Below are 12,783 nucleotides of genomic sequence, written 5' to 3'. Positions count from 1 at the left end.
ATTTCGGACGTGGCACCACGCACCTAGTCGACGCTGTCGGCCCCAGTCAGACGCTCTGCTGCGCGAGTTCGTCTGTGGTGCGCGGCGCGGGGATGCTCCGGTCGTTTTGCAGTCGCCACAGTTCGCTGAACAGGCCCGCAGACTCTAGGAGTTCGGCGAAAGTGCCCTGCTGAGCAATGCGGCCGCGGTCGAGCACGACGATGCGGTCGGCGATGGCGACATTTGTCAGTCGGTGGGTCACGAGTACGACGGCGCGGGTGGTAGCCAGGTCGCGCAGCCCGGTGAAGATGCGGTGTTCGGCCCGGGGGTCGAGTGCGGCGGTGGGCTCGTCGAGGACGAGCAGTCCAGCTGGGCGGTGGAAGGCGCGGGCGACGGCAATGCGTTGCCACTGCCCGCCTGAGAGTTCCTCTCCGCTGAGCCATTCACGGGCTAGGAGGGTGTCCAGCCCCGAGCGCAGCTCCTTGACCACGTCGTCGGCTCCGCTGGCTTCGCACGCGGCCCACACTGCCGCGTCGCCATCGGGTGTGGGCTGGCCAAGGGTGATGTTCTCCCGGGCGGACAGCGGCCAGCGGGCGTACTCCTGCGGCACGGCGGCTACCCGTTGCCATGCCGCGAGCGGGTCCATCTCCTGGCTGTCGACGCCGTCCCACATGACGCTGCCGGAGGTGGGCACGTACAGTCCCGTCAGCAGCTTCGAGAGCGTGGTCTTGCCGGAGCCGTTCTCCCCGACCAGCGCCAGCACTTCGCCCCGCCTCACTGTCAGCGTCACGCCGTCCAGGGCGTTGCGCTGTGATCCTTCGTAGCGGTAGACGAGGTTCTCCGTCCGGATCTCCTCCGGGTCCTTCGGCGTGCGTGTGCCGCGGCACAGGCGGTATCCGCCGGCCTCGTCAACGAAGGTCGACCAGTCTTCGAGGTACATCCCGATGCGGAACATCCGGGCGCCACCTGCGACGAGGCTCTGCACGGACGAGGTGACCGTTCTCAGTGCCAGCACCGCCGTGCCCGCCGATGCCACCGATATCCGACCGGTGGCCAACAGCATGACCAGTGCCGTCCACACCAGCCCGGAGGCCAGGCCACCGGCCGCCGCACCCAGGAGGGCCATCAGAGCGCCCCGGCCCGCGGCCTGCCGTTCGGAGGCGTTGACGCGTTCGGCGATGCGTCGATAGGTGCTCAGCAGGAAGGTGGCCATCGTTCCGGCGCGGACCTGGTCGGCGGTGTGGGCTTCGGTCATGTGCCAGCGCAGCGCGGAAAGCATCCGGCGTTGGCCCCAAGTACGAACGATGGCCAGGTAGGTGGCCTTGGCGCTTTGTACCTGTGCCGTTCCCTGCGGGAGTGCGGCAAGCAGGAGCAGTGGCACCAGCACGGCGTGTACGGAGGCCAGCACGGCGGCTCCTGCGGCCAGCGACGCCATCGCTGATATCAGGTCCTGGCATCCCTGGAGCAGGTCGCGGACAAAGTCCGCGCCGCGTTCGGCTGCCTGCCTTCGATCGCCGAAGCCTGGGCTGTCGTAGGCGGCCAGCTCGGTGGTCAACGAGGCTTCCAGCATCAGCAGATGCGCTTCTTCGGCCATCACAGGAGCCAGCCGCGATGACAGCCAGGTCACCACGATCGTCAGCAGCGCGCGTACGCCAGCCGCTGCGATCATCACAGCGACCGACGACCAGGCCGACCACAGCCGTTGGGCGACGTCGCCTGAAGAGATCAGCGCCGTGATCGTGCCGGTGGTTGCCAGCAGGCCCATGCCCTGCGACACCCCCGAGATCACCTGGCAACCGAGCAAGCCGATCACCGACCGCCGGTCTGCCTGCCATGCGAGTTGTAACGACCGTCCCACCAGCCGTGGCAGTGTCCGCGCCATCCGCCGCGCCGTGATCGACTTTCCTGCCTCCCAATGTGAATCCCCGTCGAGCCGGAATTCCAGCTCCTCGCTGGGTGCCTCCGAGACAGCCGCCTCGGTCATACCGCTCCCTCCATATGCTCAGGCAGTTCTCTGGCCCTGCGGGAGCGGTACGGGATTCTTACCGCGCGCGTGGAGGTCCGGCTTTCGTGCCTGAGCTACCAGATCGTTCGGACATCGTCGTGCTTGTGATCACGGCCGCGCCTCCCAACCGACGATCGAGAAGGGCTGGCCGTCTTGTACATGGCGCAGGGCAACGGCCGTGTAATCGACCATTGGCGCGGGTAGTGCGTCGAGCGACCACCAGCCGAGGTGAGCGCAGCGGTCGGGTTCGGCGTTGACTGGTTCGCCTTCCCACCGCCGGGCACGGAAGAAGAGCTGGATACGCGGGTCGTCTTCGACCGTGGCGTGGTGGACTGTGTGGACCAGTTGCAGGTCCTCTTCGGCGATGCGGATGTTGAGTTCTTCGGCAGCCTCTCGCACCGCGCACTCGATGACCGTCTCACCGGCCTCCAAGTGTCCTGCGGGAACGTGATAGTGCTGGTCGCGCCATCCGGTGCCGGCCCGAAGTCCCAGCAGGACGGTGTGGCCGCGTTGCAGGACGAGGTGGACGCCGATGACGGTGCGGTAGCGGCCATCGGGGTACTGCATGGTTGTGCTCAAGGGGTCGGCTTGCGACACGACAGGCTCCTTGCGGCCGTATGCCCGGCCGCACACCGCCGAGCCGCGGACCGCTCAACGCTGCCCGGTGCCGCTTACGGCTGTGGGTCGTTGTCGAAGAGCAGGGTCGGTTCGGCGAGAATGTCACGGCCGAGCTCGCTCTTGTAGATCTCGTCCACGCTACCGAAGCGGGCATCGCCGTAGTCCAGCCGAAGCAACCCGGCAGCCTGCCGCACCGCGGCCTCGTCCGGTCCCTCGATCTCCAGGAAGGTAGGCAGCCCTGGCCAGGTGTCGAGGTCGAAGACGATCTCGCCGTACCGCCATTCCTCCCGGTAGTTCTCCTGGTAGCGCACCCGGCGAAGGCCGACGGCGCCGAGGAGTTCGGTGGTGGCTTGGAGGTCGTTGACCTGGATCTCGATCTCCGTGGTGCCGTCGATGCTGCTGGCATCGGTCACCTGCTTGAGGGTGAGTGTGATCTTGTCGCCCTCGTCGCGCAGGCGCAGCCACTGGTTGCCTTGGACGGTGTCGTTCTCGTAGATGACGCGGGTGAGCTTGGTCCGAGGCTTGGCCTGCTCGGCACCGAGCTGGCGGATGGTCTCGCGGAGGTCGCCAACGTCGATGTTGAGGAACTTGGCCTCGTATTCGTTCTTCATGCGGGATCACCTTCGGGCGGTTTCGGGTTGGTGGTTGGCGAGGAGGAACCCCATGCGGTGTTCATGGTCGCCGAGCTGACCGACGTGAGCTCTTTCCATGAAGATGCCAGTCCGGAGCGTCAACGCCACGTTCCAGGCGTAGAAGTGATGGCGGATGAGGCGCTCGGGCGAGGTGTAGTGCTCCAAGACGTTGTGTCGCTGGTCGATGGGCATCATGAACTCCGCGCCGAAGAGTCCCCCGGGCCGTAGACAGTCCTGCATGCGGCCGACGAATTCACCCAGCGGCCGACGGTGGTTGACGCTGTAGTGCCACGAGCAGCTGGTCCACACGGCGTCCGCCACGTCGTGAAGGGAGTCGATGTCGAGGAAGTCCTCTTCGATGATGTCCACCCGGTCCTGGAGACCTTCGGCCTTGAGTCGGGCCAGCAGGCCGGGGGCGCGTGTCGTGATGCCGCCGGGAAGCACGACCTCTCCGCCGTGAATGGCGACCGGGTCTCGTTCGATGGCGATCACGTGGTGGCCGGAGGTCACCAGGGGTAGCACGAACTTTCCGTCGGAGGCCCCGACCACCACGACGGTGCCGTCGGCTATCTGCTCCTGGAGGACGGCGTGGAACTGGGGGAAGAAGGTCAGGGTGTGCTGCCACAGGCTCTGGGTCTTCATGCCGGGCTCCTGCTGGGGGTAAGGGCGAGGATGGCCTCGACGACTTGGGGCGGCGTACGGTCTGTGGTGTCCACCGGCTGCATGGCAAACGCCGCGTAGGAGTCTTCGGTTCTGTCCACGACGGATTCGGCCAGCAGGTCCCAACGGGTGGGCGGCTTGCGTCGCCGTGCGAGTCGTCTGCGGCGCACGTCCTCGCTGCAGGTGAGCCGGTAGGTCGTCGGCTGCGGCAGATCGTCGGGCAAGGTGATGCCTAGATTCGCGCCCATGGATTGATGAGTGGCCAGGCACCTGGCGAAGTAGCTTTCCACCACTACGCCGACGCCTTCGGCCAAGTGCCTGCGAATCTGCCGGGTCGCCGCGAACAGGCCCGAAAGGTAGAGGCACATGCGCGTGTCCGGACACTCCTGCTGGTCGACGAGTCGTCGCAACTGGTGGTAGGGCGCCGGGATGGTGGGCACCAAAATAGCTCCTCGCGCCTCGGCGAGAAGTGGCGCCACGGTGCTCTTCCCAACGCCGCGAAGCCCCTCCAAGCTCTCGAACAGCGGCTGATCAGACACGGGAGTACACCACGTTCGGGACCGGCAGCGTGATCTCGTCACCGCTGGTCGGCCGGTGTTCAATGATCCGGCGCTGTTTGTCGTACCAGAAGGCGTGAGCATCCTTGCCCACGGCCTTGCACGACATCGTCAGCGCACCCCGCGGGTCCGCCTCGATCCGATCCAGGACTACGGAGCCTTCCGTCGGAGAACAGGCCATCGGCGCCGGCTCGGCTGAGAGGTCCTCGTCGACGATGACCTCCAGGGCCAATGTCTTGGATGCGAGTTCTCGCCGAAGCCGCCCGTAGGCATGTGTGTCGGTGATGGCCAGCTCTGGGTGGTCGGCAGCGTAGCCGACGAGGCGGAGGCAGTGCAGCTTCAACTGCCTGACCCCGTACGTCTCCAGCACGCAGGCCAGCGGCACGACCTCGCTGATGTTCCGGGCGTTCACGGTCATCGTGACTCCGGTCGGTACCCCGAGGACCCGGGCCGCGGCGAGCGTGCGCAGGGCGGCGTCGAAACTGCCCTTCTTTCGCAGCTTGTCGTTGCTCCGGCTCAGCCCCTCGATGGAGACCCGGAGTAAGTCGATCTGGCTGGCCAGGGCAGGAAGGTGGCGTTCGATGCGGTAGCCGTTCGTGCAGATCTCGACGCGCATCCCCAGCTTCTGCTTGGCGTGCTCGATGACCTCGGGCAGCGGCCGGTAGAGGAAGGGCTCACCGCCGAGGAGAGTAACGGCCTCGGTGCCGTAGTCGCGGTGCATCAGGTCCAGCAGCTCGATTGCTTCGGCAGGGCTGTAGGCGTCTTTGTGGCTGAGCCGCTCGCCATGGAAGCAGAAGGTCCCGCACTCGAAGTTGCAGCGGTAGAGCAACTGCAGGTACAGCATCCGGATCTCTTCGATTCCGGTCACATTCCTGATCACCGAGGCTCCTCCTGAACAGTCGGGGTCGGCTGTGCTGGGAGACGATGCTGGCTTGGCGACAGGGACGGCGGTACCGCCTCGGCGGACGCCTCCGGGACGTCCTGGGACGTTTCACGTGCCCGTTGGAAGGGCGTCGCGCAACGCGGCCATTACAGCAGCGGTATCCCGCAAGTCGGGGAGAACCCTGTCGGCTCCGGCCTGGCGAAGTTCGTCGGCGCTGTGGATGCCGGACGCGACGGCGATGACACCGGCGCCGCTGGTCAAGGCGGCGTCCACGTCGCGCGGCGTATCGCCGATCAGGACGACCGGCGTGTCCGTTGACAGCCCGTACGCGGCGTGCACGCGCTTGCGTGCCACATCGACCAGGGCGGCACGATCGGCGGAGTCTGCCCCGAAGGCCCCGACAGAGAGGTCCACGAGCTGGTCGAGGTCGAACGCCGCGAGCTTCATCCGAGCGTTCGCAGCGATATTGCCGGTCAGTACGGAAGAGACCATGCGGTGATCGGCCCGCACAGCACGCAGCGCATCGAGTACGCCAGGCAGCACTCGGCCGCGCAGCCGCAGCTGATCGCTGTGGGCGGCTCCGGCCGTCTCCAGCGCTGCCAGCGCACTTGGCCAGTCGGGAGCCGGCAGTCCATGCTGCCGGAACATCTCCGCGAGGATCAGTCGGTCCGTACGGCCTTCCGTCGGGGCGGGCGCCACCGGCTTTTGGCGGGCGAGCTGGGTGAAGGCGGAGGCATAGATCTCCTTGCTCACACCGGCGTTCTCGAGGAGCGTGTGGTCGATATCCCACAAGACGATGAGTGGCACCAGACCAGCGTAAACACGTTGACACAGCTGGTGCGTTGATCTCATGCAGGACGCTTCGGAACACTGAGACGTCCTTGCCCAGCACGCACCGTGTCCGCTTGGATGGCTACTGTGAACGAGCGTCCGAACGAGCGCCTTCGCTTCGTCCTCACTCAGCGGGGCATACCTCCCGAAAAGTTAGCTGAAGTCTGTTCAGTGGATCCCAAGACGGTGGACCGCTGGATCAGCACCGGACGGACACCGCATCGACGGCACCGATTTGCCGTCGCCCAGCATCTTGGCGTGGAGGAGACCTACCTGTGGCCGCCAGCCGGTGCGACGGCGGGTCCAGGCGAAGCCGCTGCGCGATCAGAACTCATCGACGTGTACCAGAATCGTGCCAGCGTTCACCGCGATGTGTGGATCTCCTTACTGCTGGGAGCAGTTGAGCAGATAGACGTCTTGGTCTTCTCCGGCACCTTCTTCGCCCAGAGCAATCCGCGGGTGGCCGCCATGCTCGCTGAGCGCGCCGCTGAAGGTGTTCGGGTACGGCTGTGCTTCGGAGACCCAGAGGGCAAAGCGGTTGCCATTCGCGATGCTGAAGAGGGGCTTGGCGGTACGCTCGCCGCCAAGATCCGAGCCTCCCTGACGTACTACCGGAAACTCCCTGGCGTACCTAGATGTGAGGTGCGGCTGCACGACACGACGCTGTACAACTCGCTGTTCCGCTACGACGACATTCTCATGGTCAACCCTCACATCTGGGGCCAGCCTGCCAGCGCCAACCCACTGCTCCATCTCCAACGCCTTGATGGCAGTGGATGGTTCGACCACTACATGGCCAGCTTCGACGCCGTCTGGGAGACCGCACGCCCCTGGGCAGCCGAGCGATAGGAGAAACAGCACCGTGGGCAGGATTGAGTACTACCACGATCGATCGGCCCCGAAGGCCAACAGCCTGATCCCCGCCAGCAACCTCCTGGTGGTCAACGGCGAAGGAGCCATCCTCCTGCAGCGCCGCCGGGACACCGGGCAGTGGGCTCTTCCCGGCGGCGCGCAGGATATTGGCGAAAGCGCGGCTCAATGTGCGCTCCGCGAATGCGAGGAGGAGACCGGAATCCTCGCCGAGATCACTGGACTGCTCGGGGTGTACTCCGAGCCCAAGCACATCGTTGCCTACACCGATGGGGAAATCCGGCAGCAGTTCGAAGTCGCCTACATCGGACGGCCGATTGGTGGGGAGCCGACCGTCAACGACGAGGCGGACGGCGTTCGTTGGGTACGGCCGGAAGACCTCGACCACTATGACATCCACCCGAGCATGCGCCAGCAGATCGGCGACTACCTGAGCGGCACGTACCCCTACTTGGGCTGAGGCACGCGGCCTGCGAACCTATGCCGCATCCACCCGTGCTTGCACCCTGGCGACACTGGCGTGGATAGCGGGCACGGCGCGACGGATGAACCGCCCCACGACGCTGTCGGTGCCGTACCGACTGATGATCTCGGCGACACGCTCCTCGGAGGACGTCCGCTTTCCGTCCGGCGTCGTCGTCATGTCGCAGTAGACCAGGGCGTCCACAAGGAACCGGTCATCCACCAAGGGGAACTCGCCCTCCAGATCCTCGCGCAGCCCCCGCTCCTCGGCCTCCAGCAGCGCATACGAATGGTTGGCCACCAGCCGAACCAGCAGCTCGTGCGACGCGTGAACGTCCCGCAGGTACCGAGCCCCGTCTAGGGGATGGAACCCGGTGACCACCAGCGGCGGCGCGTATCCCACGTCGTGCAGCCATGCCGCGGCGACAAGCAAGTCGGCGGACTCCCCCGCGACGGGTTCCAGCGAACGGGCACGCTCCGCCACCCCTTGGGTGTGTGCCCAGCGCCGTGGCAGAGCATCCGCGAGCTGGGACTCCGCGATATGCGTTGCCCATCCTTCGAGTCCCACACCGGGCAGTGTAGGTAACGCCGGGTCGCGCGGACAGTGGTCTTGACGGGCGTTGCGCGGGATCATGCGGGACTACTTTCTTCCATGAGGTGGGCGAGGGCGACGCGCGCTCGCAAGATGGCTTCGGTGTCCAGCGCAACGTGGCCGAATCGCAGGCTGTTGAGCGCATCCAGAGCGGCGAAAGCCGGAAGCGCGGCGCGCTCGACGTCGGTCAGATCCTGGCCGTATCCGTCCAGATACGCCTCGCGAAGGTCATCGCGGTGGATCCACGGCCCGTAGGCGAGGCGGGCGATGTCACGTAGACGCAGGTTCGGCTCACAGCGCTCGAAATGGAGCAGGGCGGCTGTCTTGTGGGAATCGTGCCACGACCAGTTTCGGGGCCGGTTGTCACCGTGGCAGTACCCGGTGGGTAGGTCGCCCATTTCTGGGCTGCCCAAGGTGGCAGCGAGCTCGCGGACGAGGGCCTCCTCTTCGGCGGACAGGAACCGTGAGCAGCGCAGCAGTTGGATCTCCAGCGTGTTCACGGCTCGGTGGATGAAAGTGCGCGCTGGTTCTTTGAGGACAGCCGGCTTGGGTGTGGCATCGTGCAGCAGCCGGATCAGCTGACCGGCTTGACGATGCAACAGTGCACTCATCGGCGGCCGGAAGGCTCTGGTTTGAGGCCGCCGCTCCCGGCAAAGTTGTGGTGATCACGACACCTAGACGGGCGTCAGCACAGACCAACCGCGGAGCCCGTGCCGCCCCGAGGACTGGGGCCACGTGGCGAAGGGCAAAGACCTCGCGGTGGAAGGGCTTCGGGTTCGGCGGAATCTTGACTAAGTAGCTGGTCCCGCTCGGGCGCAGTATGCGCCACGCCCGGGATGTGGCCTGATTCCACGAGGAGTCCCAGCACCCCACGTATTCGCCGACCATCTGGTACACCCACGGTCGCAATTCCGCCGGGAGTTCGGCTTGCTGTGCCGGGGCGATCACGCACCCCACCTCCTGGTGGTGGACGTCCGTCCCGCTCGGATGCCGCCGGTTGCTGCTCGGGTGCTAAGTGATCGGCTCCGGAAGTCCTTCGGGGGTTGACTGTGGCCGCGCTGCCTAGTCTGGTGTGCTGTTGACCCTCCCCTTTGGGGAAGCCGCACAGCGGTTGTGACCGGGCACCCCCGCCCGGAATGAGGGAGACGTCCATGAGCTTGGTCAGCATCGGTGAGTTCGCGCGTCTGTCGCGTCCGTCGCCCAAGGTGCTGCGCCTGTACGACGAACTCGGGCTGCTGCTGCGTGACCGCCGTGCACGACCTGCGGCGCACCGACGCGGATGTCGCCCGCTGGTGGAACGACCACACCGTGTGTTACGCGCTCCGCACGTCCCCGATCAGCATCTCATCGTGAACACCGTGGAACCCGACTCGTCCACGGCCCGGGTCCTGCCGATCCTGGCCAGTTGAGTCCCCGAAACGAGTGCTCCGGCTGAACCGCAGGACTGACAGTCAACCCACCAACAAAGCACGGTCGTTGAGCCAGTTGTCGCCCATACCCGCGGTGTGTAGCGGTAGCGGCTCCACTACAAGTCCAGTGCGCGGTGAACCAGCCAGGCCGTGATCGACGCCCGACGTGGGTGGTTGCTGGACTGCAAGTACGTCACTCGGCGCTGGCGGCGCCAGCGGCACGTACGAGCGCGGCGGTGGCGGTCGAGCGAGACGTTTGCGGCCACGCGACCACCAAAGTCGCGGGCGGCGCGTCTACGACCTCGCGGTAGACGACACCAGGACGCGGGTAGCGGTTGACGACGGATTCCGGCAGTAGGGTGATCAGCTCGCCGAGTTCGACGAGCTTGAGCCGTTGGGGCAGGTCGCTCGCCCGGTGTTGGTCGGCTGCGCCGACGAACCGGTGGTATCTGGCGCGCTGTCCTGGCTCGGTCACCGGGAGGCCGAGGTCGGCCAGGCTGACGCGGTCCCGCGCGGCAAAGGGGTGTGTGGCGGCGAGGGCGACCACGAGTCGCTCGACAGCGACTGTCTCGGTGTCCAGACCGGTGTGGTCGAACGGTTCGTAGACCAGGGCCGCGTCGGCTTCGCCCTGGCGCAGCAGACCGGGTTGCTCCCCCCATCCGCACAGCCGGATGGTGACCGGCGTGGACCCGGGTTCGGCCGCGTAGCGTTCGAGGATCGTCTCCAGTAACCCGGCGTCAGCGTCGGCCTTGACCGCGAGGACCAGTTTCGGTTCCGGGACGGCCGCGCGTTGCGCTCGTCGCGTGGCGGCGTCCAGGGCGTCCAGCGCGATGCGGGCCTGGTCGAGCAGCACGGTCCCGGCCGGGGTCAGCGCGACACTGTGCGTGGTCCGCTCGAACAGGGCGACGCCGAGCTCTGTCTCCAGGGCGCGGATCGCGCGGGACAGCGGGGGCGAGGACATGCCCAGTCGCTCGGCCGCGCGCGTGAAGCTGAGTTCTTCGGCGACCGCGACGAAATAGCGCAGTGCTCGCGACTCAACCACCACCACCTCCGGCGGGTATTGCCGTCAGGGTAACACCGTGAACCAGAACGATCCTTCCGTTCCGGTCCGCCGCGGCGCATTGTCGACATCGTGCCCAGTGCCTGGGCTGATGCCGAGCGGAACAGGATTTTCATGATCGTCGTCACCACTCCCACCGGCCGGATCGGCCGACAAGTCCTCGACACTCTCCTGGACGGCCCGGAGGCGATCCGGGTGATCACCCGCGATCCCGCGCGACTGTCCCCGCACGTGCGCGAGCGTGTCGAGGTCGTGCCCGGGTCGCACCACGACAGCGATGTCGTCACTACGGCGTTCGCCGGCGTCGACTGCGTGTTCTGGCTGGTGCCCCCCAACCCCCGCGCCGAGCACCCGGTGGACTACTACCTGGAGTTCACCCGGCCCGCCTGCGAGGCGATCACCCGCCACGGCGTTCGGCGCGTGGTCGGCGTCTCAAGCCTGGGCCGCGAGTACGGCCACCATGCCGGGCATCTGTCGGCCGCGTTCGCCATGGACGCTCTGATCGAAGCCACGCAGGTGGGCTACCGGGCGCTGCGTCCGCCGTTCTTCCTGGAGAACCTGCTCAGCCAGGCTCAGATGATCCGGAACCAGGGAGTGTTCGCGCTGGCGAACTCCCGTGATCGTCCATTGCGGACGGTCGCCGCCCGCGACATCGCCGCGACGGCGGCCGCGCTGCTGCTCGACGCATCCTGGAGCGGGCAGGACGGCGTGCCGCTGATCGGCCCCGATGACCTCTCCCCCGACAACATGGCACAGGTCATGTCCGAGGTACTGGACCGCCCGGTCCGCTTCCAGCAGATAAGCACCGCGGAGTACAAGGCGATGGCGCTGACACGCGGAGCGAGCGAAGGCTCCGCGCAGGGCCTGGTCGACATGGCGATGGCACAGAACGACGGTATCTACAACGGCGGTTCGCCCGCTCCAGAGCGCACTGCGACCAGCTTCCACCAGTGGTGCGTGAACGTGCTCCGCCCAGCCGTCCTGGCCTGAGCACGCGCCGTCACGCCAACGTTCCGACATTGTCAACTTGGCCGGCGACCACGAGAGGAATGAAGCACCCTATGACCGCAGAGCTGACCGACGAGTCGACCAGCCGGACCGTCACCACCCACCGCTGGAAACTGCACTACAACGAGGCCGGAACGGGCCACCCGATCGTCCTGCTGCATGGCATGGCTCCCGGCGCCACCGGCTGGAGCAACTTCGCTCCCAATATCGGGCCGCTGTCACAGCATCTCCGCGTGCTGGCCGTCGACATGCCGGGGTGGGGCCAGTCAGACCCCGCCCGGGCGGGCGACCGCGACCACCCGGGCGCCGTCCTGGAACTCCTCGACACCCTGGACATCGAGAAGGCCGCACTCGTGGGCAACTCGATGGGAGCCCTTACCATTCTGGCGGTCGCCGCCCGCTACCCGGACCGGGTCTCGCACCTGATCACGACAGGCGCCGGCAGCTTCGCGGTGCCGCCCCTGTTCGCCCCCGCCGGCCCGAGCCAGGCCATCACGCTCCTGCGCAGCACCTACCAAGACCCATCGCCCGCGATGTTCCGCAAGCTCGTCCAGGCCACGACCTTCGACCCGAGCTTCGCATCCGACGAACTCGTGCAGCAGCATTCGGTCGACGCTCAACGGCAACCCCAACACCTGGCGAACGCCGTCGCCGACCTCGAGGAGGGCACGATGCTCGCCGACGCCGGGCCAGGGCCCGCGGATTACGCCCGGATCACTGCCCCGACCCTGCTGATCCACGGCCGCGACGACCGCGTCGTCAGCTACGAACACGCACTGCGCCTGGCCTCGTTGATCCCCGATTCGCGACTGCACCTGTTCAACCGGTGCGGACACTGGGCTCAACTGGAGCATGCCGAGGAGTTCAACCTCCTCGTCGAGCAGTTCGTCTCGCACTGCTGATACCTGCCCGAACACGGAGCCGCGAGTGCCCCCGCCCCAACAGACCACTGTGAACGCGGGCAAGACAGGCAAGGACGTCCCGCGCGGCGGCACCTCACCCCGGCCGGGCCGGTGCGGCCCTCTTGCGTTCCGTTCACCCAAGCCAGGGGCTGCCCGCCCGATATAAGCCGCGGTATGCAGGCAAAGGCTGGAAACCGTGAAACCACCGTCGGCCGAGGCCCTCTCCCCCTGCCGTCGGGCCGGTGACCGCCCGGTCGCCGGGTCCGTGCGTCACCTTCACGACAGCAGACCGGGGATCCTCCCCGGTCTCATGTG

General features: G+C 66.8%; 15 protein-coding genes. 5 read left to right on the top strand and 10 right to left on the bottom strand.

The genetic code is table 11. The features are described 5' to 3' along the window. Positions 1-46: 46 nt before the first annotated feature. From P3G67_RS13035 to P3G67_RS13005, 7 genes are all read right to left on the bottom strand, one after another. Positions 47-1,963 carry an ABC transporter ATP-binding protein gene (locus tag P3G67_RS13035; protein WP_276093597.1) on the bottom strand — a complete coding sequence of 639 codons (1,917 nt, stop codon included), beginning with the start codon at positions 1,961-1,963 and terminating at the stop codon, positions 47-49. 129 nt (positions 1,964-2,092) lie between these two features. Beyond that, on the bottom strand, positions 2,093-2,581 hold the full coding sequence (locus tag P3G67_RS13030) for an NUDIX hydrolase (protein ID WP_276093596.1): 489 nt from the start codon (positions 2,579-2,581) through the stop codon (positions 2,093-2,095). 74 nt (positions 2,582-2,655) lie between these two features. Then, positions 2,656-3,213 carry a class IV adenylate cyclase gene (locus P3G67_RS13025; RefSeq protein ID WP_276093595.1) on the bottom strand — a complete coding sequence of 186 codons (558 nt, stop codon included), beginning with the start codon at positions 3,211-3,213 and terminating at the stop codon, positions 2,656-2,658. A 6-nt stretch (positions 3,214-3,219) separates the two neighbouring features. Next, a complete protein-coding gene (locus P3G67_RS13020; RefSeq protein ID WP_276093594.1) occupies positions 3,220-3,876 on the bottom strand; it encodes a class I SAM-dependent methyltransferase in 657 nt (218 codons plus the stop codon). After that, complete coding sequence (locus P3G67_RS13015; protein WP_276093593.1) at positions 3,873-4,433, bottom strand: AAA family ATPase; 561 nt, start codon at positions 4,431-4,433, stop codon at positions 3,873-3,875. Before P3G67_RS13015 ends, P3G67_RS13020 begins: the two co-directional genes overlap by 4 nt. Next, positions 4,426-5,331 carry a radical SAM protein gene (locus P3G67_RS13010; protein WP_276093592.1) on the bottom strand — a complete coding sequence of 302 codons (906 nt, stop codon included), beginning with the start codon at positions 5,329-5,331 and terminating at the stop codon, positions 4,426-4,428. The genes P3G67_RS13015 and P3G67_RS13010 overlap by 8 nt, the downstream gene beginning before the upstream one ends. A 111-nt stretch (positions 5,332-5,442) precedes the next feature. Beyond that, positions 5,443-6,141, bottom strand: coding sequence for an HAD family hydrolase (locus P3G67_RS13005; protein WP_276093591.1), 699 nt, complete (start codon positions 6,139-6,141; stop codon positions 5,443-5,445). A gap of 102 nt (positions 6,142-6,243) precedes the next feature. Between P3G67_RS13005 and P3G67_RS13000 the strand changes: the two genes are divergently transcribed. Together P3G67_RS13000 and P3G67_RS12995 are read left to right on the top strand one after the other, a co-directional pair. Beyond that, positions 6,244-7,014 (top strand): XRE family transcriptional regulator, encoded by a 771-nt coding sequence (locus P3G67_RS13000; protein ID WP_276093590.1) that lies wholly within the window; start codon positions 6,244-6,246, stop codon positions 7,012-7,014. 13 nt (positions 7,015-7,027) lie between these two features. Beyond that, positions 7,028-7,495: an NUDIX hydrolase gene (locus tag P3G67_RS12995; protein WP_276093589.1), complete on the top strand. Its 468-nt coding sequence runs from the start codon at positions 7,028-7,030 to the stop codon at positions 7,493-7,495. Between the two features lie 18 nt (positions 7,496-7,513). Here P3G67_RS12995 and P3G67_RS12990 read toward each other — a convergent pair whose 3' ends face one another. Together P3G67_RS12990 and P3G67_RS12985 are read right to left on the bottom strand one after the other, a co-directional pair. After that, positions 7,514-8,065: an HD domain-containing protein gene (locus tag P3G67_RS12990; protein ID WP_276093588.1), complete on the bottom strand. Its 552-nt coding sequence runs from the start codon at positions 8,063-8,065 to the stop codon at positions 7,514-7,516. 62 nt (positions 8,066-8,127) lie between these two features. Further along, positions 8,128-8,700, bottom strand: coding sequence for a phosphotransferase (locus P3G67_RS12985; protein WP_276093587.1), 573 nt, complete (start codon positions 8,698-8,700; stop codon positions 8,128-8,130). 540 nt (positions 8,701-9,240) lie between these two features. Here P3G67_RS12985 and P3G67_RS12980 point away from each other — a divergent pair. Continuing rightward, positions 9,241-9,498, top strand: a complete 258-nt coding sequence (locus tag P3G67_RS12980) for a hypothetical protein (protein WP_276093637.1) — start codon at positions 9,241-9,243, stop codon at positions 9,496-9,498. A 193-nt stretch (positions 9,499-9,691) separates the two neighbouring features. Here the strand turns inward: P3G67_RS12980 and P3G67_RS12975 are convergent, their stop codons facing one another. Then, a complete protein-coding gene (locus P3G67_RS12975) occupies positions 9,692-10,540 on the bottom strand; it encodes a LysR family transcriptional regulator (protein WP_276093586.1) in 849 nt (282 codons plus the stop codon). Positions 10,541-10,672: 132 nt separating this feature from the next. On the opposite strand from P3G67_RS12975, the gene P3G67_RS12970 reads away from it, so the two are divergent. Together P3G67_RS12970 and P3G67_RS12965 are read left to right on the top strand one after the other, a co-directional pair. After that, positions 10,673-11,548: an NAD(P)H-binding protein gene (locus tag P3G67_RS12970; RefSeq protein ID WP_276093635.1), complete on the top strand. Its 876-nt coding sequence runs from the start codon at positions 10,673-10,675 to the stop codon at positions 11,546-11,548. Positions 11,549-11,619: 71 nt separating this feature from the next. After that, the gene (locus P3G67_RS12965; RefSeq protein WP_276093585.1) at positions 11,620-12,468 is read left to right on the top strand and encodes an alpha/beta fold hydrolase; all 849 of its coding nucleotides are present in this window, start codon (positions 11,620-11,622) and stop codon (positions 12,466-12,468) included. The last annotated feature ends 315 nt before the right edge of the window (positions 12,469-12,783 follow it).

It is taken from the genome of Streptomyces silvisoli, assembly GCF_029269905.1.
In the GTDB taxonomy this organism is placed as follows: Bacteria; Actinomycetota; Actinomycetes; order Streptomycetales; family Streptomycetaceae; genus Streptantibioticus_A; species Streptantibioticus_A silvisoli_A.
The sequence above is the reverse complement of the archived record's forward strand: the minus strand, read 5'-3'. Positions and strand labels throughout refer to the sequence as shown.

Excerpts from the sequence above, each read along its gene's own strand:
- P3G67_RS13035 (WP_276093597.1), bottom strand. The coding sequence starts at position 1,963 with ATGACCGAGGCGGCTGTCTCGGAGGCACCCAGCGAGGAGCTGGAATTC.
- P3G67_RS13025 (WP_276093595.1), bottom strand. The coding sequence starts at position 3,213 with ATGAAGAACGAATACGAGGCCAAGTTCCTCAACATCGACGTTGGCGAC.
- P3G67_RS13020 (WP_276093594.1), bottom strand. The coding sequence starts at position 3,876 with ATGAAGACCCAGAGCCTGTGGCAGCACACCCTGACCTTCTTCCCCCAG.
- P3G67_RS13000 (WP_276093590.1), top strand. The coding sequence starts at position 6,244 with ATGGCTACTGTGAACGAGCGTCCGAACGAGCGCCTTCGCTTCGTCCTC.
- P3G67_RS12985 (WP_276093587.1), bottom strand. The coding sequence starts at position 8,700 with ATGAGTGCACTGTTGCATCGTCAAGCCGGTCAGCTGATCCGGCTGCTG.
- P3G67_RS12980 (WP_276093637.1), top strand. The coding sequence starts at position 9,241 with ATGAGCTTGGTCAGCATCGGTGAGTTCGCGCGTCTGTCGCGTCCGTCG.
- P3G67_RS12970 (WP_276093635.1), top strand. The coding sequence starts at position 10,673 with ATGATCGTCGTCACCACTCCCACCGGCCGGATCGGCCGACAAGTCCTC.
- P3G67_RS12965 (WP_276093585.1), top strand. The coding sequence starts at position 11,620 with ATGACCGCAGAGCTGACCGACGAGTCGACCAGCCGGACCGTCACCACC.